The sequence below is a fragment of the Mesorhizobium sp. M7A.F.Ce.TU.012.03.2.1 genome (assembly GCF_004006095.1).
GTDB lineage: Bacteria > Pseudomonadota > Alphaproteobacteria > Rhizobiales > Rhizobiaceae > Mesorhizobium.
The window spans coordinates 6,485,368-6,509,341 of the sequence record NZ_CP034779.1 but is presented as its reverse complement, the minus strand read 5'-3'; the positions used below and the strand labels follow the sequence as shown (position 1 = coordinate 6,509,341).

The window sequence follows — 23,974 nt, the reverse complement described above, 5'->3', positions numbered from 1 at the left end:
GAGCTCCGGTTGCCTCTGCGCGCGATCACTGCCACATATTGCAACATCGATACTCGATCCAGGATCATCATGTCCCCCGACAGCAGCCTGCCGGCGCGCGCCCTTGCTCCACGTCGCCACGAAGAGATCCTGCGGCGGCTGGGCGCTCACGGGTCTGTCAGTGTCGCCGAACTGGCCGGGTTCTTCGATGTCTCACGCGAAACCATCCGCCGCGACCTGAAACTGCTGTCGGATAAAGGGCAGCTCGGCATCGTCCATGGCGGCGCTGCCCGTTTCGAGCCGAGCGAACCGGCAATGAGCCTGCGCAGCCAGGAGAATGCCCGGGGCAAGGCTGCGATCGGCAGGATAGCTGCCGGTCTTGTGAAGGACGGCATGGTGGTGTTCCTCGATTCCGGCACCACCACGCTGGCCGTCGCACAAGCCATGACCGACCTGCGCGATCTCACCATCTGCACGGCGAACCTCCCGATCGCGCTTCTGCTGTGCCACGTCTCAGGCATGCGCGTGCATATGCTGGGTGGCGAAGTCGATCCCGGCGAAGAAGCAGCCTCCGGCATCGACATGCTCGAAGCCATGGCGCGCTTTCGCGTCGACATCGCCTTCCTCGGTGGTGGCGCGCTGTCGCCCGACGGCGAGGTGACCGATTTCACCCGCGCCGGCGCCGAACAGCGCAGCCGCATGATCGCGCTTGCCGCCAAAACCTACTTCGTTCTCGACAGCAGCAAGTTCGCAAAGCTGACGCCGCTCAGGATCCCGAATTTTCAGCACGCCGCCGGCGTGATCGTCGATGCGAAGCCGCAGGCCGACATCGCCGAAGCGCTTGCGCGCAAGGGGCCTGAGTTGATGGTTGCATCTTGATGTGATATTTTGTGGTATTTTGTGTTGATATTTGGAATTCGACTGCTATGATCCGGCTCGTGTCAAAACGGCAGGATCTCCCATGGCAAACCAATTTCCCACCCAGGCGCGCGTCGTCATCGTCGGCGGCGGTATCATCGGCTGCTCGGTCGCATATCACCTGACGAAGCTCGGCTGGACCGATGTTGTGCTGCTCGAACAGGGGCAACTCAGCGGTGGCACCACCTGGCACGCCGCAGGGCTTGTCGGCCAGTTGCGCAGTCATTCCAACATGACCAGCCTGATCAAATACTCTACGCAGCTCTATGGCGAGCTGGAAGCGGAGACCGGACTCGCCACCGGTTGGAAGAATTGCGGCTCGCTGTCGGTGGCGCGCACCGCCGACCGCATGACGGTGCTGAAGCGCACGGCCGCATCGGCACGCGCCCAGGGGGTCGACATCGATGTGATTTCGCCGAAGGAGGCGGCGGATCTCTGGCCGGTCATGGCGACCGACGATCTGGTCGGCGCCGTCTGGCTGCCGGGCGACGGCAAGGCCAATCCGACCGATCTCACGCAATCGCTCGCCAAGGGTGCGCGCAATCGCGGCGCGAAAATTATCGAGCGGGTCAAGGTCACTGGTATCAGCCAGAGGAATGGTGTCGCCTGCGGTGTCGAGACGGATCGCGGCAACATTGCCGCCGAGATCGTCGTCAATTGCGCCGGCCAGTGGGCGCGCAAGGTCGGGCTGATGTGCGGTGTCTCGGTGCCGCTGCATTCGGCCGAGCACATGTACATCGTTACCGGCAGGATCGAGGGCGTGCACCCGGACCTGCCCGTGATGCGCGACCCCGACGGTTTCATCTATTTCAAGGAAGAGGTCGGCGGCCTGGTCATGGGCGGCTTTGAGCCGCACGCCAAGCCGTGGGGCATGAATGGCATTCCCGAAAATTTCGAGTTCGCGCTGTTGCCGGACGATTGGGATCAGTTCGAAATCCTGATGGAAAACGCGCTGGTCCGCGTGCCGCAATTGGCCGAGGCCGAGGTCAAGAAATTCTACAACGGTCCCGAGAGCTTCACGCCGGACAACAATTTTCTCCTTGGCGAGGCGCCGGAGTTGAAGAATTTCTATGTCGGCGCCGGCTTCAATTCGATGGGCATCGCCAGCGCCGGCGGTGCGGGTAGGGCGCTGGCGGAATGGATCGTCAACGCCGCGCCGACCATGGATCTATGGCCGGTCGATATCAGGCGTTTCGCCCCCTTCAACAACAATCCGCGCTGGCTGCATGACCGTGTCAAGGAAACGCTCGGCCTGCACTACGCCATGCCGTGGCCGAACCGCGAACTGGATACCGCACGGCCGTTCCGCCGGTCGCCGCTCTACGACCGGCTCGCCGCCAGGGGCGCCTGCTTCGGTTCCAAAATGGGCTGGGAGCGCGCCAACTGGTTCGCGGCACCGGGAGAAAAAGCCGAAAACGACTATGCCTTCGGCCGTCAGAACTGGCACGAGGCGGTCAAGCGCGAGATGACGGCGACACGCGAAGCCGTCGCCGTCTTCGACCAGACCTCTTTCGCCAAGCTCCTCGTGCAAGGCCACGATGCCTGCGCCGCGCTCAACTGGATCTGCGCCGGAAATATCGACGTACCGGTCGGTACATCTGTTTATACGGGCGTGCTCAATGCACGTGGCGGCTATGAAAGCGATTTCACCGTGATGCGGCTTGGCGTGGAGAAATTCCTTATCGTCACCGGTTCGGCGCAAGCCATCCACGATGCCGACTGGATCGTCAAAAACATCCCGTCCGACGCGCATGCAATCTTGACCGATGTCACCTCGTCCTACGCGGTACTGGCATTGATGGGGCCGCGCTCGCGCGATCTGCTGGGCAAACTCTCCTCGGCCGATCTCTCCAACGCCGGCTTTCCCTTCGCCACCATCCGCGAGATCGATATCGGCTATGCCACCGCCTATGCCAACCGCATGACCTATGTCGGCGAACTGGGCTGGGAACTGATCGTGCCGACCGAATTCGCCGTCGGTGTCTATGAGGCACTGCATGAGGCTGGCAGCGAGTTTGGCCTGATCGATGCCGGTTACTACGCGCTCGACGCCTTGCGTATCGAAAAGGGTTTTCGCGCCTGGGGTCGTGAACTGACGCCAGATATCAGCCCTTGGCAGGCTGGGCTTGGCTTTGCTGTGGCGATGGACAAGCCGGGTGGCTTTATCGGCCGCGACGCGCTGGTTGAGACGAAGCCATCAGCACCGGCAAGACGCGTCGTGCTGTGCACGCTCGATGATGCCGAGCCGATGCTGTGGGGCGGCGAACTGATCCTGCGCGACGGCAAGCCGGTCGGCGAAGTCCGCTCGGCCGCCTACGGCCACACGCTTGGCCGCTCGGTGGCGCTCGGGCTGATCGAGAACGAGGCGGGCGTCGATGCTGCGTTTCTCACCGGTGGTCGTTTCGAGATCGACCTTGCCGGCGTTCGCCATGCCGCGACAGCACATCTGCGCAGCCCCTACGATCCGAAGTCGGAGCGGGTGAAGGCTGATGTGGTGGAGGTTCGCGCTGCCGCCTAATCCGCCGACATGGACCTTGCCATATCCAGGAACGCCCGCACCAGTTTGCCGCCGCTGCGTTCACGCAGGCAGATCAGCGCTTCGTCCATCAGGGTCTCGGGAGCATCGATGGTGATCGGCACCAGCCGCGAATCCTGGCCGAATTCGGCCGCCGAGACAAAGCCGATGCCGGCGCCCGATGCGACGATCTCGCGGACCGCTTCGCGGCCCTCGGCTTCGATCGCCGGCCTGAGTTCGATTTTCGAGGCGGCTGCGAGATCTTCGAGTTTCTGACGCGTCTTCGAACCGCGCTCGCGCATGACCAGCGATTCCTGCGCGAGTTGCTTGAGGGTGAGCGACTTTTTCGCGGCCAGCGGGTGGTCGACGGATGCAAACGCGATGATCGGCGTCGAGTTGAGTTTCAGCACCTCGAAATCGCGCCCTGTCGGCACCTCGCCCAGCACGCCGATGTCGGCATCGTAGCTGTAGAGGCTGCTGATCACCGTCTCGGTGTTGCCGGCGCGCACCGAAACCTGGACGCCGGGGTAGCGAGCCCGGAAGCTGCCGAGAATGTGAAGCAGATGATGTGCGGCATCGGCGACGATGCGCAGCGTGCCGGAACGCAGGGCGCGGGACTCCGTCAGCAACTCCAGCGCCTGTTGCTCGGTATCGAACATGCGGTGGGTTATTTCGAGCAATTTCTGGCCCGAATGGGTCAGCGTGACCTGCTTCTTGTTGCGGTTGAACAGCAGCACGTCATACTCTTCCTCGAGCTTGCGCACCTGGTCCGAGATCGCCGGCTGGGTCAGGAAGAGCGCCTCGGCGGCACGTGAAAAGCCACCGCAGATGGCCACCTGGTGAAAGGCTCGCAACTGGACGTAGCGCATCTGCCGTGCCTCCGACACTTCTGAAATCGCCGACATCCTATCATAAGGATGGCTTAGGAAAAGATCGAAAGGAACGATTTGACTTATGTTTTGCCGACCCTCAGCCTGAGCATGGTCGACATCCCTGCCGGCCGTTGGCACCGGAGGCGTCGCCATGCAATTTTCCATCATCCTGCTGCATCTGGCGGGTGCGGTCATGCTGCTGCTCTGGGCCGTGCATATGGTGCGTACGGGTGTCGAGCGGGCCTGCGGCCCCGCTTTGCGTGATGCCCTGAGGCAAGCCCGGGGTGCACGGATCAGGTCGGCGGGCGTCGGCACCGTGCTTGCCGTGCTGCTGCAAAGCTCGACCGCAGTCGCGATCCTGGCGGCCGGGTTTGCCGCCAGCGGCATGGTTTCGGTGTCATCAGGGCTGGCGATCCTGCTGGGCGCCGATCTCGGTTCCGCCCTGGTCGTGCAGGTGCTGTCGTTCGATCTCAGCTGGCTGGTGCCGGCGCTGATCCTGGTCGGCGGCGCGATGGTCCTGAAGTTCGAGGTGGCTGGCATCAGGCAGAGCGGGCGAATCCTGATGGGGGTCGCCTTCGTCCTGTTGTCGCTGCATATGATCGGCGAGGCGACCGCTCCGATGCGGCAGAGCAATTTGCTGCCACTGGTGATTTCCTATCTGCGCACGGACTATTTCACCGCCTTTGCCGCAGCTGCCCTGTTCACATGGCTGATCCACTCCAGCGTCGCGGCGATCCTGCTGTTCGTCACGCTTGCCGCGCAAGGCGTCTTGCCGGTCGAGGTCGGCCTGCTCTTCATCCTCGGCGCCAATTGCGGTGGTGCGCTGATTGCGGTGTGGCTGACACGCGGCGATGCCGTCGAGGCGCGCCGTGTCCCGCTTGGCAATCTGATCTTTCGCGGCACGACGGCGCTCGCCGCCTTGTTTGCGCTTCAGGCCGTGACCTTCCCGGCGCATCTGTTCGGCGCAACCGAAGGCCGCCAACTGGTCAACCTGCACCTTGCCTTCAATATGGTGCTGGTCATCTGCTGCTTGCCGTTCACCGGCACGATGGAAAAGCTCGCCACCTTGCTGATCCCCGACAGGCCAGCGGCAAAGGCAGGGGAGGCTGGGGACCTGATGTCACGCCGCACCAGCGCGCTCGACCGCACCGTCATGCGCACACCCGGTCTCGCTCTGGCCAGTGCGACCCGCGAGTTGCTGCGCGTGGGCGAAGTCGTCGAGGTGATGCTGCGCCCGGTGATGGATTTCTTCGACGCCGGCACCGCCGACTAGATACGCCAAGCCCAAAAACTTGATGAGGAGGTCAACCGCGCCCACACCGAGATCAAGCTCTACATTGCCGAAGTCAATCGCGGCAGCATGAGCGCGGCCGAGGCGCAGCGCGGCATAGAACTCACCGACTTCGCCATCAATCTCGAACGCGCCGGCGATATCGTCGCCAAGAACCTGCTCGTGCTCACCCAGGAGCTGCGTGACAAGAACCTGCGCTTTTCACGCGACGGCTGGAGCGAACTGGCCGGGCTTCACAACCGTGTCATGGCCAACATGCAGCTTGCACTCAATGTGCTGGTGTCGAGCGATCTCGAGTCGGCGCGGCAACTCGTCGTCGAGAAGGAGCGGATGCGCAGACTGGAACGCATGAGCCATGACCGTCACCTCAAGCGCCTGCAATCAGGAATGCCGCAGAGCATCGACACCAGCGACATCCACCTGGAGGCGGTGCGGGCGCTGAAGGAGATCAACTCGCTGATGGCCTGGGTCGCCTATCCCTTGCTGACGCAGAGCGGTGATCTGCTCGAAAGCCGGCTGGCGAGAGGGGCAGCGGAAGCGATGGCTCCGGCGCTCGCCTGACGGGCGACATTCTCCGCTGGCGAGTGGCAATCCTTGCCATCGTTAGAATCGATACATCGATACAAAATAACGATTTTACAAATAGATCATTCAGGCCAAGAATAAGGCCACATCGAACGCAGATCGAGCGGAGGACAACATGCTCGCCGAGACGAAATTTGCCGCGGAGCCGCTGGCCAGTCCGGCGCTGGGCGAGCCGTATCTTCTGACCCCAGGGCCGCTTACCACGGCCTATTCGGTCAAGGAGGCGATGTTGCGCGACTGGGGATCGTGGGACGGCGACTTCCGCGCCATGACATCGGATATGCGTCGCCGCCTGCTGGCGCTGACCGGGGACAGGAACGATGAGTTCGACTGCGTGCCGATGCAAGGCAGCGGTTCCTTCTGCGTTGAAGCGATGCTGGGTTCGTTTGTGCCCAGAGATGGCAAGGTTCTGGTGCTGGCCAACGGCGCCTACGGCCTGCGCGCCGCGCAGACCATGCAGTATCTCGGCCGCGCCTACACGCTGATCGACAAGGGCGACTATCTGCCGCCGCGCGGCGACGAGGTGGCGGCGGCCCTCGCGGCCGACCCTGATATCACCCATGTCATCGCCATCCATTGCGAGACCAGCTCCGGCATCCTCAATCCGGTCGCCGAGATTGCGCAAGCCGTCCATGCCAAGGGTCGCAAGCTGCTGGTCGATTCCATGAGCGCGTTCGGCGCCGTAGCGCTCGACGTCAACGATATCCGCTATGAGGCGATGGTCTCGTCCGCCAACAAGTGCATTGAGGGCGTTCCGGGCTTCGGCTTCATCATCGCCCGCAAGAGCGAGCTGGAGGCTGCCAAAGGCAGGAGCCATTCGCTGTCGCTCGATGTCCACGCCCAGTGGGCGCACCTCAACAAAACCGGCCAGTGGCGCTACACGCCGCCGACGCACGTCGTCGCTGCCTTCCTCGAAGCACTGCGCCAGCACGAGGCCGAAGGCGGCGTCGCCGGCCGTGGCGCTCGCTATACGAGGAACCGCGACGTCATGGTGGCCGGCATGCGCGACCTCGGTTTCGAGACACTGCTCGGGGATCGCTGGCTGTCGCCGATCATCGTCACCTTCTTCAACCCGGCCCATGCCAGTTTCGCCTTCGACCGCTTCTACGATCTGATGAAGGACAAGGGCTTCATCATCTATCCGGGCAAGCTGACCGCCGTCGATAGCTTCCGCGTCGGCTGCATCGGCCAGATGGACGAACATGTCATGCGCCGCGTCGTCGAGGCGGCGGCCTTCTCGCTTCATGAAATGGGCGTCGACACCGCCGCCCCACCCGCCGCGGCACTCGCCGAACGCGCCAAACTCCCCGCCTGAAGCGGCCGATCTCGAGGATATCAGATGAACCAGATGTCTCCCATCAACGTCGCGGTCAACGGCCGCACCTACGCCTGGCCGCGTGTGCCGGCCATCGCCATCTGCCTTGACGGCTGCGAGCCTGCCTATCTCGACGAGGCGATCGAGGCCGGGCTGATGCCGGCTCTGGTCAGGATCAAGCAGAAGGGCACGGTGCGTTTTGCGCACTCGGTCATTCCGAGCTTCACCAATCCCAACAATCTGTCGATCGCCACCGGCCGGCCGCCGTCGGTGCACGGCATCTGTGGCAACTATCTCTATGAGCGCGAGACCGGCAAGGAAGTGATGATGAACGACCCGCGCTTCCTGCGCGCGCCGACCATCTTCCAGGCCTTCTATGATGCCGGCGCCAAGGTCGCCGTGGTCACCGCCAAGGACAAGCTGCGTGCTTTGCTTGGCAAGGGCCTTGCCTTCGATGAAGGCCGCGCGCTGTGCTTCTCGGCGGAAAAATCCGACACCACCACCAGGGCCGAGCACGGCATCGACAATGCCTCGAAACATTTTGGGCTGCCCGTGCCGGAGGTCTATTCGGCCGAACTTTCGGAATTCGTCTTTGCCGCCGGTGTGCAGCTGCTGAAGGAGTTCCGTCCCGACATCATGTACCTGACGACCACAGACTATGTGCAGCACAAATACGCGCCGGGCGTGCCGCAGGCCAACGCCTTCTACGAGATGTTCGACAAATACCTGACCGAGCTTGATGCGCTGGGCGCGGCGATCGTCGTCACCGCCGACCATGGCATGAAGCCCAAGCACAAGGCGGACGGTTCGCCCGACGTCGTCTATGTCCAGGACCTTCTCGACGAGTGGCTGGGCAAGGACGCCGCCCGCGTCATCCTGCCGATCACCGACCCCTATGTCGTGCATCACGGCGCGCTCGGCTCGTTTGCCACCGCCTATCTGCCTGATGGCGCAGATCAGGCCGGCATCATGGCCCGGCTGGCGAAGATCGACGGCATCATGCTGGTCGTCGACAGCCCGACGGCGTGCGAGCGCTTTGAGCTGCCGGCAGATCGCATCGGCGACATCGTGCTGATCTCGACCGAGAACAAGACGATCGGCACCTCAGAACATCGCCATGACCTGGCGGCTCTGAACGAACCGCTACGGTCGCATGGTGGGCTGACCGAGCAGGAGGTGCCGTTCATCGTCAATCGTGTGCTGCCGGAATTGCCTGATGAACCTGTGTTGAGAAACTTCGACGCCTTTTACTACGCCACAATGGCGGCGGCACTGGCGGGCTGAGCGCTAGTGTGGACCCCCCACTCCGCCTCGCTACGCTCGGCACCTCTCCCCCGATCGACGGGGGAGAGAAAGGCGCCAGGGTTAGCCGCGGCTTAGCCGGGAAACGTGGGGGCGCCGACTTCGCCTGATTTCCTCTCCCCCGTCGATCGGGGGAGAGGTGGCCCGGAGGGCCGGAGTGGGGGTCGACCCCGCGACGTACCCAAGAATCTGCTGGAGCAGAACCCATGACCAAGCTCGACCCAGCCATCACAGTCCGCCACGAGCCGATGCGCATTGCCGGCAAGAAAGTTGATGCCGACGGCGTCGTCGAGGTGCGCTACCCCTGGAACGACACCGTCATCGGCACCGTGCCGGCCGGGCGTGCCGAGCACGCGCGAAAAGCATTCGAGATCGCCGCCAGCTACAAATCGAAGCTGACGCGCTACGAGCGTCAGCAGATCCTGTTCCGCGCCGCCGAGGCATTGGCGTCGCGCCGCGAAGAAATCTCCGATCTCATCACGCTCGAGCTCGGCATCTCCAAGACGGACTCGCTCTATGAGGTCGGCCGTGCCTATGACGTGTTCACGCTGTCGGCGCAGATGTGCATCCAGGACGACGGCCAGATCTTCTCCTGCGACCTCACCCCGCACGGCAAGGCGCGCAAGATCTTCACCACCCGCGAGCCGTTGAAGGCGATCTCGGCGATCACGCCGTTCAACCACCCGCTCAACATGGTCTCGCACAAGGTGGCGCCGGCGATCGCCACCAACAATTGCGTGGTGGTCAAGCCGACCGAATTGACGCCGATGACGGCGCTTCTCCTGGCCGACATTCTCTATGAAGCCGGTCTGCCGCCCGAAATGCTGTCGGTGGTGACCGGCTGGCCCGCAGACATCGGCAACGAGATGATCACCAACGACAATATCGACCTGATCACTTTCACCGGCGGCGTGCCGGTCGGCAAGATGATCGCCCGCACCGCCGGCTACAAGCGCCAGGTGCTGGAACTCGGCGGCAACGACCCGCTGATCATCCTCAACGATCTCTCCGACGAGGATCTGGCCAGAGCCGCGGATCTGGCCGTCGCCGGCGCGACAAAGAACTCCGGCCAGCGCTGCACCGCGGTCAAGCGCATCCTGGTTCAGGAAAGCGTCGCCGACCGCTTCGTGCCGCTGGTGCTGGAGCGGGCGAAAAAAATCCGCTTCGGCGATCCGATGGACCGCTCGACCGACCTTGGCACCGTCGTGCACGAGAAGGCGGCGGCGCTGTTCGAAGCCCGCGTCCACATGGCCGCCGAGCAGGGCGCCGAAATCCTCTACAATCCGGGTCGTCAGGGCGCGTTGCTGCCGCCGATCGTCGTCGATCGCGTTCCTCACACATCCGAATTGGTGATGGAGGAGACGTTCGGCCCGATCATCCCGATCGTTCGCGCGCCGGACGACGATGATGCGCTGATCGCACTGTCCAACTCGACCGCCTTCGGCCTGTCGTCGGGCGTCTGCACCAACTCTTTTCCGCGCATGCAGAAATACATCGCCGGCCTTCAGGTCGGCACCGTCAACATCTGGGAAGTGCCGGGCTACCGCATCGAGATGTCGCCCTTCGGCGGCATCAAGGATTCGGGCAATGGCTACAAGGAAGGCGTCATCGAGGCGATGAAGAGCTACACCAATGTGAAGACATTTTCGCTGCCCTGGTCCTGACCGGGCGGCATTGACGGATAAACAATGGAGGGAGCGTTCGCCGCTCCCTCATTCGCGTTTCGGAGACCATGATGGCCGCGATCAAAGAGCTTGTGCACACCGAAGGCGATTCCAACACCACAGCGGCTCGCGGCCGATGGGATGCCGGGCATGACGATCCGCGGATCCGCGGCTTGCTCGATCGCGACGCGGCTGCCTTCATGCACCAGAGTCTGTCCAGCCCCTGCCTTTCGACCATCGCGAAGGCGCAAGGCATCTGGATCGAGGACACCGCTGGCCGCCGCTTCATGGATTTCCACGGCAACAGCGTGCATCACCTCGGCTACGGCCATCCAAGGCTGGTCACGGCGATCAAAAAGCAGCTCGATGAGCTCTGCTTTGCGCCGCGCCGCTTTACCTGCGAGCCCGCTGTCGAGCTGGCGGAGAAGCTGGCGGCATTGGCGCCCGGCGATCTCGGCAAGGTGCTGTTCACCACCGGTGGTTCGGATGCCATCGAGGTCGCGCTGAAGATCGCCCGCGCCGCGACCGGCCGCTTCAAGACGGTGTCGTTCTGGGATGCGTTCCACGGGGCCGGCTTCGGCGCTGCAAGCGTCGGCGGCGAGGCGACCTTCCGCTCGCACATATCAGGCCCGATGATGACCGGCACCGAGCACGTCGCACCCTGGGACGGCTATCGCTGTCCCTATGGCCACGATTCCCTCGAAACCTCGGGGCTCGCTTGCGCCAACATGATCGCCTATGTGCTCGGCCGCGAACAGGACGTGGCGGCGGTCGTCGCAGAACCGATGCGGGCGACGCCCAACCCGCCGCCGCCCGGTTTCTGGAAGCGGGTTCGCGAAGCCTGCGACCGGCACGGCACGCTGCTGATCTTCGACGAGATCCCGACCGGGCTGGGCAAGACGGGAAAATTCTTCGCCCACGAGCATGATGATGTGACGCCCGACATCGTCGTCCTCGGCAAGTCGCTCGGCGGCGGCATCCTGCCGATCGCCGCCGTCATCGCGCGCCGCGACCTCGACGTCACCGGTGGCTTCGCGATCGGCCACTACACCCACGAGAAGAACCCGGTGACGACCCGCGCCGCACTGACGACGATCGACATCATCCTGGAGGAAGGATTGGTCGAACGCGCGGCCGAACTTGGCCGGCACATGCTGGAGCGTATGCAGCACCTGATGGCGCGCTCGCCCCATGTCGGCGACGTCAGGGGCAGGGGACTGATGGTCGGCGTCGAGCTCGTCGAGGATCGCGATACGCGCGAGCCGGCGCGCGATCTCGCCGAACGCGTCTTCTATGCTTGCCTGGGGCAGGGGCTGAGCTTCAAGGTCAGCCAGGGCAATGTGCTGACGCTGTCGCCGCCGCTGGTCATTTCGAAAGCTGATCTCGATCGTGCGTTCGACATCCTCGAGACCGCCGTGCTGGCGGCCTGACCATGAAGGCCGTGCGCACCGACCGCGAGCTCGAATGCCCTGAAATCGACGCGGGCTTGCGGGCGAGGGGGGGCGATCTGGTGGTGACTGTCCGCTCGTCCGACCCGCGTTTGCGGGCACAGACAACGGGCGTTTCGTTCGGCTGACCATAACCGTCTCCGTTGCCAATCGTGGGCTTTCGCAAGCGCGGAATCGCGGCCGCAACAGGCATGCGACAGTTCCATGACAACTATCAGGAGAAGTTTGTCTGTCATAAAATAAATAGATTTTACTTATCGATCACCAATCCCCAGAGTTGACCCAACGACGAAATCCACAAGCGCTACAGGGCCGCAATGTCCACCGGCGCGATCGTCACAGTGCATCGCAGAATGTGCCAACAATCAAAGGGGAACTGAGCATGAAATCGCGCAACGCAACTATCGCAATGGCCTTCGCCGCGGCATTGATGTCATCCGCCGCCTTTGCCGAAACCTCCGAACTGACAGTCTATACCGCCATTGAAGCCGAAGATCTCGCCCGCTACGCCGAGACTTTCACAAAGAGCCATCCCGACATCAAACTGAACTTTGTCCGCGACTCCACGGGTGTCGTTACCGCCAAGCTGTTGGCCGAAAAGGACAATCCGCAGGCCGACGTTGTCTGGGGCCTTGCCGCTACATCGCTTCTGGTGCTGAAGACCGAAGGCATGCTTGAGCCCTATGCGCCAAAAGGCGTCGAATTGCTCAAGCCGAAGTTTGTCGACAAGGACACGCCACCGGCCTGGGTTGGCATGGACGCCTGGGCGGCTTCGATCTGCTTCAACACCGTGGAGGGCAAAAAGCTTGGCCTCACCGAGCCGACCAGCTGGAAAGATCTTACCAAGCCGGAATACAAGGGTCACATCGTGATGCCGAACCCGGCCTCGTCCGGCACCGGCTTCCTCGATGTATCGAGCTGGCTGCAGTTGTTCGGCGAGAAGGATGGTTGGGCCTATATGGACGCCCTGCATCAGAATATTGATGCCTACACGCATTCAGGTTCGAAGCCGTGCAAAATGGCCGCCGCCGGTGAAACCGTAATCGGCATCTCGTTCGAGTTCCGCGCCGCGAAATCGAAGAAGGAGGGCGCCCCCCTCGATATCGTCATCCCGTCCGAAGGCATCGGCTGGGACATGGAGGCATCCGCGATCGTTGCGGGAACGAAAAATCTCGAAGCCGCCAAAACGCTGCTCGACTGGTCGATCAGCAAGGAGGCCAACGAGATGTACAATGTAGGTTATGCGGTTCTGGCTATGCCGAATGTCGCCAAGCCGGTCGAATTCCTGCCCGCAGATATCGAGTCCAAGATGATCGATAATGACTTCGAGTGGGCGGCCAACCACCGCAAGGCCATTCTCGACGAGTGGACGAAGCGCTACGACGCCAAGTCTGAGCCCAAGAGCTAGACGCAGAGCATTTCGACAGGGCGCCGTCAGAGCGGCGCCCTTCTCGTAACTCTTCCCGGATGGTCAAAATGAGACACGAACCCGTCGCTGATCTATCGGCAACGCTGGCCGAGGTGCATCCCATGACCGCTGCCGGCAACACGGCTTACCTGCGGATCGAACATCTCTGGAAGGCCTTCGGCGAGTTCCATGCGCTGAAGGACATCTCGCTCGACATCAACGAAGGCGAATTCATCTGCTTTCTCGGCCCTTCGGGTTGCGGCAAGACCACGCTGCTGCGCGCCGTCGCCGGCCTCGACCTGCAGACCAGAGGCGTCGTCCGCCAGGGGGGCAGGGATATCTCAACGCTGCCGCCGTCAAAACGCGACTACGGCATCGTGTTTCAGTCCTACGCGCTGTTTCCCAATCTGACGATCGAAAGGAACATCGCCTTTGGCCTGGAAAACACCAAACGGCCGCGCGCCGAGATCGATGCCCGCGTCAAGGAATTGCTCATGCTGGTCGGCTTGCCCGATCAGGCGAAGAAATACCCAGCGCAGCTTTCCGGCGGGCAGCAGCAGCGCATCGCGCTCGCCCGGGCCATCGCCACCTCGCCCGGCCTGCTTCTGCTCGACGAGCCGCTGTCGGCGCTCGACGCCAAGGTGCGCGTGCACTTGCGCCACGAGATCAAGGGGCTGCAGCGCAAGCTCGGCGTCACCACGATCATGGTTACGCACGACCAGGAAGAAGCATTGTCGTTGGCCGACCGCATTGTCGTTATGAACCATGGCGTCATCGAGCAGGTCGGCAGCCCAACTGAAATCTATCGCCATCCCAGGACGCTGTTCGTCGCCGATTTCATCGGCGAGACCAACAAGTTTGATGCGACGGTAGGAGCAGATTCGGTAGGCTTCGGGACGAAGGCTTTCAGATGCGCGCCGCACAGCTTTGCGAACGGCGAAGCAGTCGTCGCCGCCATTCGGCCGGAAGACGTGATTCCACACGGGCCGGGCTCGCGCTCGCCTGGAGCACCCGATGTGGTGAAGACTTCGGAAAACCTGATCGAAGTGACCGTCGGTGAAATGGAATTCCTGGGTTCGTTCTGGCGCACCCGGCTGCGCGGCGGAGAGCTTGGAGACGAGATTCTGATCGCCGATTTCTCGGTCAACGCCACGCGGCGTCTCGGCCTCGCCGAAGGCGGAGCGCTAACGGTGGAACTGCCCGCCGACCGACTGCTTGTCTTCCCGCAAGGAGAGCGCCATGGCGGCGGCAACTGATATCCTGATGCCGTCCGGTCGGGCGCTCCGACAGTCGCTCGACAAGGACGAGTTGATCAAGCGCGGCCTGCTGGTCGTCATCTCGTTCTATCTGGTCCTGTCGCTGGCAGCCCCGCTCTACGTGATGCTGTCGAAATCGTTCTCGACCTACAGCTTCGATCTTGGCGCGTTCGAATTCCAGGTCAGCGACAAGCTCGGCAATTTCGGCGAGCCAGTGACGGCCGCCGCTCTGAACGAGAAACTCGCCGCGGTCCCGCCAGAAAAGCTTGCGACCAGTTCCGATGGTCGGCTGCCGGCCACCAGCTTCTTTCCGGATTTCAGTTTCCGCAGCCCGGTCAAATACAAGGTCCGCGGCACGACCGATGACGCTTATTTCCTGATCGGCACGCAACTCCACCGCGGCACCGAATGGCAGGAAGTCGACTCGAACACCTTTCGGCGCATTATGCTGAGGCCCGCGCGCGAGCTTGGGTTGGACAACTACACAACCTACTTCTCGACGCCAACGCTGTTCCGCTCGATCCAGAACTCCTTCCTGATCGCGCTGATCAGCACCATCATCACGGTCGGCATAGCCTTCGGCTTCGCCTACGCTTTGAACCGAAGCAAGATGCGCTTCAAGGGCCTATTCAGGCTCATCGCCATGGCTCCCATCCTGGTGCCGTCGCTACTGCCCGGCATCGCCCTCATCTATCTGTTCGGCAACCAGGGCCTGTTGAAAAGCCTGCTTGGCGGCATATCGATCTACGGTCCGTTGGGGATTGTCGTCGGCTCGATATTCTTCACCTTTCCCCATGCTCTGATCATTATCTCGACGGCACTGGCGATCTCCGACCAGCGCCAATATGAAGCCGCCGCTTCGCTGCGCGCCAGCAAGTGGCGGACGTTCTGGGTCGTTACCATTCCGGGCGCGCGCTACGGTTTGATCTCCGCGGCGTTTGTCGTGTTTACGCTCGTCATCACCGATTTCGGCTTGCCGAAGGTCATCGGCGGCCAGTTCAACGTGCTCGCCGTCGATATCTACAAGCAAGTGATTGGTCAGCAGAATTTCGAGATGGGGGCGGTGGTCTCGGTCATCTTGCTGATCCCGGCCATCGCCGCCTTCGTCGTCGACCGCCTGGTCCAGCGCAGGCAGGTTTCGCTCCTGTCGGCCCGCTCGGTGCCTTACGAGGCAAAACCCAATCGCCGCTTCGACCTGGTCTGTCTGGCTTATTGCAGCCTGGTCGCGTTGTTCATCGCCGGCATCATCGGCATTTGCCAGTACGCCGCGCTGGTCAAGTTTTGGCCCTACGACCTCAGTCTCAGCCTGAAGAATTTCGCGTTCGGTCGCATGGATGGCGGGGGCTGGGCTTCTTACTACAACTCGATCACGCTCTCGTTGCTGACCGCTGTGTTTGGAACCGTCATCGTCTTCGTCGGCGCTTACATTGTCGAAAAGACCGAAGGCTTCAGGACCGGACGGGCAGCCTTCCACTTCCTCGCCATGCTGCCGATGGCGGTGCCGGGGCTTGTGCTTGGCCTGGCCTATATTTTCTTCTTCAACAATCCGGCCAATCCGCTGCACGCGATCTACGGCACAATGGCGATCCTGGTCGTCTGCACCGTGACGCACTTTTACACGGTCGGTCATTTGACGGCCCTGACGGCGCTGAAGCAGATCGATCGTGAGTTCGAGCCGGTCGCGGCCTCGCTGAAGCAGCCTTTCTATCGCCTGTTCACGCGGGTGACAGTGCCGATCTGTCTGCCGGCAATCCTTGACATCTCGATCTATCTTTTCGTCAACGCCATGACGACGGTTTCCGCGGTGGTCTTCATCTATACAACACACACGGCGCTCGCCTCGGTTGCAGTGCTCAACATGGACGACGCTGGCGACACCGCGCCTGCTGCTGCCATGGGCATGATGATCTTCTACACCAACGCATTCGCGCGGATCATTCACGTGGCTGTTTCGAAAGGTATCCTTAAAAGAACTCAGGGTTGGCGGGTACGATAATGAAATGCTCTAGGACTTTCCCAAGTCTCAGCCCTGCGTCGGCCTGCGTTCGACGATGTAGATGTGGTCGGCCGCCAGCACCACTTCGCCGCGCTGGTTGATCACCTCGCAGCGTTCGATCACCCGTCCCGACCCCGGCCTCTTCGGGTCGTCTTCCCTGGCCGTAATTGTGGTGCGCGTCCGGATCGTGTCGCCGATGAACACCGGCTTGATGAAGCGCAACCGGTCGTAGCCGTAGGAAAAGGCGACAGGGTTGATGACGGTTGCCGTCAGCCCGATGCCGACCGAGAACACCAGCGTGCCGTGCGCGATGCGCTGGCCGAATGGCGTCGTCTTCATGAACTCGGCGTCCATGTGGTGCGGGAAGAAATCGCCGGTGTGGCCGGCATGGACGATGAAGTCGGTCTCGGTGATGGTGCGGCCGCTGGTCAGGCGCGACGCGCCAATCTCATAGTCTTCGAAATACTGTATCTGTTCCATCAGGGTCTTTCCGCGATCGGCGTCGCCGGTGCCGCACTCGACTGATACGCCGCCTCGACCAGCGCCATCGTGCTCCAGGCATCCTCGACCGGACTGATCAGCATGGCATCTTCTCCGGTGGCAAAACGCTGGACATTGGCCATGCGGCCGACGAAGGCGTCTGGAAACCACTCGCCGGCCAAGGGCACCGCGACCCAGTCCGTTCCACCCTTGGGGTAAATCTCCAGCACATCCGGTTCACCTGTGGGATAATCGAGGTTGAGACCCAGCTTGAGATAGGCGGCACCTTCTGTGCCGCAGATGCGGAACTCGCAGGCCTGGTGCCGGCGGCCGAACTTATGGTCGTGGTTGATCGACAGCGCGCAGCGCACGGTGTCGCCATAGTCGAGAATGGCGCTGGTGCGCGTCTGCGCCACGGCATGGTTGGGATGGCCGAGCGTCTTGGCGTGCACACCCTTGGGGTCGCCGAGCAATTGCCTGATCAGGTCGAGATAGTGGATCGAATGCATGGCGATCTCGACGCGCGGCGCCTTGAGCAGGAATTCCCAAAGCTGCCACGGTGTCGCCAGCGCCAGCCAGGCATCGAAGTCGACGATCTCGCCGAGCCAGCCCTTGCCGACGGCATCCTTGAGCGCCAGCATCATCGGCGCGAAGCGCAATTGGAAGTTCACCGCTGCGTGCAGCTTCCGGGCACGGCAGATCTCGAGGATCGCGGTCGCCTCGGCAAGATTGCTGCCCATCGGCTTCTGGATCAGCGCCACTGCGCCATCAGGCAAGGACTTCAGCACATCGGCATGACGCGACGGCGGCGTGGCAAGGTCGAAGATCGCGCCCTCGACGGCGGCAGCTTCTTCGACCGAGCCAAAGGCCGTCACGCCCCATTGGCTGGCCAGCTTTTCAGCCCTGGCATGATCAGGATCATAAAGCCCAGCTACTGGAAAGCCGGCCTTCCTGTAGGCCGGGAAATGCGCGTCGCCGACGATCGATCCGGCGCCGAAAGTGACGATCGGCCGGGGTTTTGAGGGTTTTGGCCAAGATTGAACGAGCAAGGCAGGGTCGAAACCGCCTTCAATCATGATGGAAGACCTCGTCCATCTCGGCCCACCACTCGCCCTCTTTGCGCGTCGCCAGCGGCTCCTGGCATGGCATGCAGACCGCCCACCATTCCTGCGTCTTCGGATCGGCCGCCATCTTCGCCATGTCGGCCTCGTAGTCGCTGCCGTGGTATTCGAAGGTGCTGAACAGCAGGTTCTCCGGCCGCTTCAGGTAGATCGAGTAGTTCTTGATGTTGCAGGCGGAGATCATGGCCAGCACGTCGGGCCAGACGGCGGCATGGAGGCGGACATACTCCTCGACCTTTTCCGGCTTCAGCCCCAGAACCATCCCCATCATATCAGTCTCCTATTTCGTGATCGCCGTGGTGAATTCGGCGATGCTCATGGCCTTGACCGCGTCCCAGTCCCAATCGATGCCGATGCCCGGCTCGTCGGGCGCCAGCGCCTGGCCATCCTCGATGCGGAGGCGCTTGCCGGTCAACTGGTCGAGCTGCGGAATGTACTCGACATATCGGCCGTTCTGAACAGCGCAGGTCAGGCTGACATGAAGTTCCATCAGGAAATGCGGGCAGACCGGAATGTCGAAGGCCTCCGCCGCGTGCGCGATCTTGAGCCAGGGCGTGATGCCGCCGATGCGGCCGACATCGACCTGCACGATCGAGCAGGCGCCTCTCTGCATGTATTCGCGGAAATGGCGAATGGAGTAGAGCGACTCGCCGATCGCGATCGGCGTCGGCGTCGAGTTCGACAACCTGATATGCCCATCGATATCGTCGGCCGGCAGCGGTTCTTCGATCCAGGCGAGATCGAGCTCACGCAGCCTTGCCGCGCGCCGGATCGCCTCGTCGACCGAGAATCCCTGATTGGCGTCGGTCATGATCTCATAGCCGTCGCCGACCGCGTTGCGCACCGCCGACAGACGGGCAAGATCTTCCGAGCCGTGTGGCCTGCCGATCTTAACCTTCGAGCCGCGAAAGCCCTTGGCCTTGGCGGCCAGTGCGTCATCGACAAGTGCTGCCGTCTCGATGTGCAGCCAGCCGCCTTCGGTCGTGTAAAGCGGGCACCGGTCCTTGGCGCCGCCAGCCAGTTTCCACAACGGCAGGTTCTGCTTCTTTGCCCGTAGGTCCCACAGTGCTGTATCGATGGCCGCGATGGCGATGGCGGTGATGGCGCCGATGGTTGTGGCATGCGTGGCGAATTCGAGATCGTGCCAGATCGCCTCGATCATGTCGGGGTCGCGGCCGATCAGGCGCGGCACCAGATGGTCGGACAACAGCCGCATCACCGACGAGCCGCCGGTGCCGATCGTGTAGCTGTAGCCGGTGCCGACCGCGCCGTCGGAATCGGTGATGGTGACGATCGGCGTTTCCTGGCTGACGAAGCTCTGGATCGCGTCGGTGCGCTTGACCTTGGGCACAAGGTCCACCATCCGAAGGTCGACTTTCTCAATTTTGGTCATGCCGATCAGCTCCGCAATGTCTTTCCGGTCTCGGTGGCAAACAGATGGGCCTGCGACATGTCGAGGCTCATGGCGACGCGCTCGCTCGGCCGCAGTGGCCTCGGGTTCAGCATGCGCGACACCCAGTCCGTACCGTTGAATTCGACGAACACCAGCGTCTCGTTCCCGAGCGGTTCGGTAACGGTGATCGGCAGTTCGATCTGGTGGACGTCTGCCGCGCCACCGGAACTGATGCCATGGCCGGTCGGATAGATGTCGTCCGGCCGTAGCCCGAACACAACCTTGTCGCCGGTCGTGACATTGGCCTTGAACTGAGCGGGCAGCGGCAGCTTTTCGCCGTTGGCGAAAACCATCTGGCCGTCATCGATCGTGGCCTCGTGCAAATTCATCGGCGGCGAGCCGATGAAGCCGGCAACGAAGCGGGTTGCCGGCCGCCGAAAGACCTCGTCGGGCGTGCCGACCTGTTCGATATGGCCGTCGCGCATAATGACGATGCGGTCGGCCAGCGTCATCGCCTCGACCTGGTCGTGGGTGACGTAGATCACCGTCGACTGCACCTTGGCATGCAGCTTCTTGATCTCGGTGCGCATCTGCGTTCGCAATTTGGCGTCGAGATTGGAAAGCGGCTCGTCGAACAGGAAGACGTCTGGATCGCGCACGATGGCGCGGCCCATGGCGACGCGCTGGCGCTGGCCGCCGGACAGTTGTGAGGGGCGGCGATCCAGCAGCGTGTCGAGGCCGAGGATGGCCGAGGCCTCGGCGACGCGGCGCTCCATGTCTTCCTTGGCGGCACCGGCGATCTTCAGAGAGAAGCCGAGATTTTCGCGCACCGTCATGTGCGGATAGAGCGCGTAGGATTGGAACACCATCGAAATGTTGCGCGAGCGTGGCGGCAAATCGTTGACGATGCGCCCGCCGATCTCGATCGAGCCGGCGCTGATCTCTTCCAGCCCGGCGATCATCCGCAGCGTCGTCGACTTGCCGCAGCCGGAGGGGCCGACCAGCGCGATGAACTCGCGGTCGGCGATGTCGAGATCGATGCCGTGCACGATCCCGACAGTGCCGTAGCGCTTGGTCAGCTTGGTGAGGGTAACGGTTGCCATGGTATCAGCCTTTCACCGCGCCGGAGGTCAGGCCGCCGACAAGGTGTTTCTGGACGACGTAGGTGAGGGTGAGCGCCGGGATGATCATCACCACGGCCAGCGCGCACATGCCGCGCCAGTCGATGGTGAACTCGGCCGTGTAATCGAGTAGGCCGACCGGCAGCGTCTTGGCGCTCACCGAACGGGTCAGCTGCGAGGCAAGAGCGAACTCATTCCAGCAGGTCAGGAAGGCGAAGATCGCGGCCGACGCGATGCCCGGCCCGGCAAGCGGGAACTCGACCTGCCAGAACGCCTGCCAGCGCGTGCAGCCATCGATCTGCGCGGCCTCCGCGAGGTCCTTGGGCACTTGACGGAAGAAGCCGTCGATCAGCCAGATCGTGAACGGCACGTTGAGCGCGACATAGGCAAGGATAAGCCCGAAATGGGTGTCGATGATGCCAAGCCGCACATAGAGGAAAAACAGCGGCAGCGAGAGCGCAATGCCCGGCACGGTGCGCGTCAGCATCAGCCCGAGGAAGACGCTCGATTTGCCGCGGAAGCGGTAGCGCGCGAACGCATAGCCGCCGGCCATGCCGATGGCCACTGCAATGACCGTCGAGGTCACCGAGATGATCAACGAGTTGCGGAAATATTCGATCACTGGAATGCCGCCTTTGCCGATACCGCTGAACATGGCGACATAGGCGTCGAACGAAATCTCCTGCGGGATCCAGACCGGCGGCTTGGCCATGATCTCGACCGCCGGCCGCAGCGACGAGAGGACGATCCACAGGCCCGGCAGGCAGATCGTCAGCATCGCCAGGAACAGGCCAATGCGATAGACGATGCCCAGCAGCCGGCGCTTCAGGCGGGCGGAAGAATTCTCGTCCATCTTCACCACTCCGCACCAATCTGCGTGCGCGCCGCGGCGAGCTTGTTGAAGAAGTAGACGGTGAAGGCGATCGACAGCAGGATCGAGAAATAGGCCATGGCGTTGGCCATGCCCATGCGCCCGTCGCTGTAGGCGGTGCGGGCCACCAGGGTCCATAGCAGTTCGGTGCGGCCCGCCGGTCCGCCATCGGTCATGATCTTGACGATGTCGTAGGCGCGCGCCACGTCGAGCGAACGGATAGTCATGGCTATGTAGGCGAAAGGCATGACGAACGGCCACGTCACATAGCGGAATGTCTGCCACGGCGTGCAGCCGTCGACACGCGCCGCCTCGATCGGCTCCTTGGGCATGGCGAGCAGGCCGGCGAGGATCAGGATGGCGAAGATCGCCGTCGACGACCAGATCTCGGCGATCGAAATCGCGATGAAGGCGAGATGGCCCTCGATCAACCACGGTATGGCGTCCTGCGTAATGCCGAGCGACTGCAGCGCATTGTTCACCAGGCCGATATTGTCGTTGAACATGAACTTGAACTGGAAGCCGACGAGGATTGGCGAGAACATCATCGGGAACATCATCAGCGTGCGCAGGATGCGCTGGCCGCGTGTCGCTTTCTCGACCAGCATGGCAAGCCCAAGGCCGAGCAGCATTTCGAGATTGAGCGCGATGGTCAGTAGCAGCACCGTGCGGCCGAACGCCCACCAGAAATCGGTGTTGGACAGGATCGAAAGATAGTTCCGGATGCCGATGAAGACGTAGAACGTTTCGGGCCGCGTCAGGCGGAACGGCGTGAAGCTGGAGTAAAGGGACAACAGCAACGGCACAACGACAACTGCCGCCAGCACGATCATGGCCGGAAGCAGCAGCAGGAATGGCGCGGATGGCTTGAAGCCCTTCATCAGAATCCTTGAGGTGTTTGCATTTGGACGGCGGTGGGTGGGCCGGGTGCGATGGGTTAGCGCAAACCGCTGGCCGCGAAACGCGATCGCCTCCCCCATTACCAATGGGGGAGGCAGCCCTGGGAGCCCGTTTCTAGAGCTTGCCGGCGTCCTGGAGGATTTGCGTCGCCTTGGCGGCCGCATCGTCCAGTGCCTGCTTGGAGGTCTTGTCGCCGAGGATCGCCGCCTGCAACTCGGGATAGACGGCGTTCGAGATCTCGATCCATTCAGGCGTCTGCGGCACGGCAAAGGCGTGCTTGGCCTCTTCCTGGAAGGCGGTAAGAACCTCCTTCTTGTAAGGATCGTTTTCGGCCTGCTTCAAAACCCAGTCCCACACTGCGGTACGGGTCGGCAGCGGCCCGGCGGCGGCCTCGAGCTTCTGGCTGTCTTCGTTGGTCAGCCACCACACCAGGGAAGCCGCGGCCTCCTTGTTGGGGCAGTTCTCGGTCACCGAGAAGCCATGGAAACCGGACCAGCCGGTGCGCTTGCCGGACGAGCCCTTCGGCGCGACCTTGACGCCGACATTGCCGGCGACCTTCGACGACTTCGGGTCGTTGAAGAAACCGGCCCAGCCCGGCCAGTCGAGGTTGATAGCGACGGTGCCGGACGCAAAGCCCTGGCCGAGATCGTCCCAGAGGTAGTTGGTCGTGCCGGCCGGTACGGCCTTGGCCTTGTAGAGGTTAACGAACCAGTCGAGCGCCCGGATGCCGGCGTCGGAATTGAAGACCGGCTTGCCATCCTTGTCGAGATACTCGCCGCCTTCAGCGACAACCATCTCGTAGAAGCGGCCGTTGATCGCCTCTTCTTTGCCGGCGAACTGCGTGCCGTAGAAATTGGGTGGGTTGGCGAAGAACTGGGCTTGGTCGGTCACTTCCTTCCAGGTGTCCGGCGGCACCAGATCATAGCCGTATTTCGCCTTGAACTTGGTCTTGTTGTCGGCGTTCTCGTACAGGCTCTTCTGGTAGTAGAGCGCCGAAACGTCGAACTGCGCACGCGGCAGCATCTCCAGCTTGCCGTCGATGGTTGCGGACGTGATCGTCGACGGCACGAAAGCGTCGATCTCTTCCTTGGGCAGCAATTTGCTGAGGTCGGTGTAAAGGCCCGTATATTGCGGCGCGAAGGACGAATGGTTCCAGCCGACGCACCAGTTGGTGCTGCCGGAGGCGATGTCGGACTTGAGCTCCTTGTCGATGTCGAAGCCGTTCTTCTTGGTCAGGATGTTGGCCTTGGCGCCGGTCGCCTTCTCCCATTCGGGAATGCGCTCGTAGAGCTTTTCATATTGCTGGCCGCCGATCAGCTTCACGTCGACGGTCACGCCTTCGAACTTGCCGGGCAGGTCGCCGGCAAGGGCAGCGCCCGCACCTGACGCGAGCAACAATGCACCGGCGCACACGCCGGACAGCAGTCTGTTCATTGGTATCCTCCCTTGGTGCCGCCTCCGCGGCGACCGCAACTCGTCTGATGACAAGAAGTGCTACATTCATATACAAACAAAACATTCATAGACACGTCAAGGCGA

The 23,974-nt window shown here is 62.4% G+C and carries 18 protein-coding genes and 1 pseudogene; 10 read left to right on the top strand and 9 right to left on the bottom strand.

What is annotated here, in order from left to right:
- Positions 1-69 precede the first annotated feature (69 nt).
- A complete protein-coding gene (locus EJ079_RS32230) occupies positions 70-858 on the top strand; it encodes a DeoR/GlpR family DNA-binding transcription regulator (protein WP_127811144.1) in 789 nt (262 codons plus the stop codon).
- A gap of 82 nt (positions 859-940) precedes the next feature.
- Entirely contained in the window at positions 941-3,415 is a 2,475-nt protein-coding gene (locus EJ079_RS32225; RefSeq protein ID WP_127811143.1) for an FAD-dependent oxidoreductase, read from the top strand.
- On the opposite strand, the gene EJ079_RS32220 is transcribed toward EJ079_RS32225, so the two are convergent.
- A complete protein-coding gene (locus tag EJ079_RS32220) occupies positions 3,412-4,281 on the bottom strand; it encodes a LysR substrate-binding domain-containing protein (protein ID WP_013533042.1) in 870 nt (289 codons plus the stop codon). The genes EJ079_RS32225 and EJ079_RS32220 overlap by 4 nt on opposite strands.
- A gap of 154 nt (positions 4,282-4,435) precedes the next feature.
- Here EJ079_RS32220 and EJ079_RS32215 point away from each other — a divergent pair.
- The 8 genes and pseudogenes from EJ079_RS32215 to EJ079_RS32180 all read left to right on the top strand — a co-directional run bounded on the left by EJ079_RS32215 (position 4,436) and on the right by EJ079_RS32180 (position 16,549).
- Positions 4,436-6,136 (top strand): annotated as a pseudogene (locus EJ079_RS32215) (Na/Pi cotransporter family protein).
- Positions 6,137-6,275: 139 nt separating this feature from the next.
- A complete protein-coding gene (locus EJ079_RS32210) occupies positions 6,276-7,475 on the top strand; it encodes a 2-aminoethylphosphonate--pyruvate transaminase (protein ID WP_127811142.1) in 1,200 nt (399 codons plus the stop codon).
- A gap of 24 nt (positions 7,476-7,499) precedes the next feature.
- A complete protein-coding gene (phnA, locus tag EJ079_RS32205; RefSeq protein ID WP_127266988.1) occupies positions 7,500-8,759 on the top strand; it encodes a phosphonoacetate hydrolase in 1,260 nt (419 codons plus the stop codon).
- 224 nt (positions 8,760-8,983) lie between these two features.
- Positions 8,984-10,441, top strand: coding sequence for a phosphonoacetaldehyde dehydrogenase (phnY, locus tag EJ079_RS32200; protein WP_127811141.1), 1,458 nt, complete (start codon positions 8,984-8,986; stop codon positions 10,439-10,441).
- A gap of 68 nt (positions 10,442-10,509) precedes the next feature.
- Positions 10,510-11,871, top strand: coding sequence for an aspartate aminotransferase family protein (locus EJ079_RS32195; protein WP_245481770.1), 1,362 nt, complete (start codon positions 10,510-10,512; stop codon positions 11,869-11,871).
- A 400-nt stretch (positions 11,872-12,271) separates the two neighbouring features.
- A complete protein-coding gene (locus EJ079_RS32190; protein ID WP_127381958.1) occupies positions 12,272-13,297 on the top strand; it encodes a putative 2-aminoethylphosphonate ABC transporter substrate-binding protein in 1,026 nt (341 codons plus the stop codon).
- Positions 13,298-13,419: 122 nt separating this feature from the next.
- Complete coding sequence (locus tag EJ079_RS32185) at positions 13,420-14,553, top strand: putative 2-aminoethylphosphonate ABC transporter ATP-binding protein (RefSeq protein WP_127270136.1); 1,134 nt, start codon at positions 13,420-13,422, stop codon at positions 14,551-14,553.
- Positions 14,537-16,549 (top strand): putative 2-aminoethylphosphonate ABC transporter permease subunit, encoded by a 2,013-nt coding sequence (locus tag EJ079_RS32180; RefSeq protein ID WP_127811139.1) that lies wholly within the window; start codon positions 14,537-14,539, stop codon positions 16,547-16,549. Before EJ079_RS32185 ends, EJ079_RS32180 begins: the two co-directional genes overlap by 17 nt.
- Positions 16,550-16,576: 27 nt before the next feature.
- On the opposite strand, the gene EJ079_RS32175 is transcribed toward EJ079_RS32180, so the two are convergent.
- The 8 genes from EJ079_RS32175 to EJ079_RS32140 all read right to left on the bottom strand — a co-directional run bounded on the left by EJ079_RS32175 (position 16,577) and on the right by EJ079_RS32140 (position 23,869).
- The gene (locus tag EJ079_RS32175) at positions 16,577-17,032 is read right to left on the bottom strand and encodes a MaoC/PaaZ C-terminal domain-containing protein (RefSeq protein WP_164781743.1); all 456 of its coding nucleotides are present in this window, start codon (positions 17,030-17,032) and stop codon (positions 16,577-16,579) included.
- The gene (locus EJ079_RS32170; RefSeq protein WP_174800367.1) at positions 17,029-18,102 is read right to left on the bottom strand and encodes a Gfo/Idh/MocA family oxidoreductase; all 1,074 of its coding nucleotides are present in this window, start codon (positions 18,100-18,102) and stop codon (positions 17,029-17,031) included. The genes EJ079_RS32175 and EJ079_RS32170 overlap by 4 nt, the downstream gene beginning before the upstream one ends.
- Positions 18,098-18,418, bottom strand: coding sequence for an L-rhamnose mutarotase (locus tag EJ079_RS32165; protein ID WP_127811431.1), 321 nt, complete (start codon positions 18,416-18,418; stop codon positions 18,098-18,100). The genes EJ079_RS32170 and EJ079_RS32165 overlap by 5 nt, the downstream gene beginning before the upstream one ends.
- Before the next feature lie 12 nt (positions 18,419-18,430).
- Positions 18,431-19,543, bottom strand: a complete 1,113-nt coding sequence (locus EJ079_RS32160) for a mandelate racemase/muconate lactonizing enzyme family protein (protein ID WP_127811137.1) — start codon at positions 19,541-19,543, stop codon at positions 18,431-18,433.
- A gap of 5 nt (positions 19,544-19,548) precedes the next feature.
- The gene (gene ugpC, locus EJ079_RS32155; protein ID WP_127811136.1) at positions 19,549-20,646 is read right to left on the bottom strand and encodes a sn-glycerol-3-phosphate ABC transporter ATP-binding protein UgpC; all 1,098 of its coding nucleotides are present in this window, start codon (positions 20,644-20,646) and stop codon (positions 19,549-19,551) included.
- A 4-nt stretch (positions 20,647-20,650) separates the two neighbouring features.
- Positions 20,651-21,517, bottom strand: coding sequence for a carbohydrate ABC transporter permease (locus EJ079_RS32150; protein WP_127267476.1), 867 nt, complete (start codon positions 21,515-21,517; stop codon positions 20,651-20,653).
- A gap of 2 nt (positions 21,518-21,519) precedes the next feature.
- Positions 21,520-22,416: a sugar ABC transporter permease gene (locus tag EJ079_RS32145; RefSeq protein ID WP_023808865.1), complete on the bottom strand. Its 897-nt coding sequence runs from the start codon at positions 22,414-22,416 to the stop codon at positions 21,520-21,522.
- A 133-nt stretch (positions 22,417-22,549) separates the two neighbouring features.
- Positions 22,550-23,869, bottom strand: a complete 1,320-nt coding sequence (locus EJ079_RS32140) for a sugar ABC transporter substrate-binding protein (RefSeq protein ID WP_127811135.1) — start codon at positions 23,867-23,869, stop codon at positions 22,550-22,552.
- Positions 23,870-23,974 lie beyond the last annotated feature (105 nt).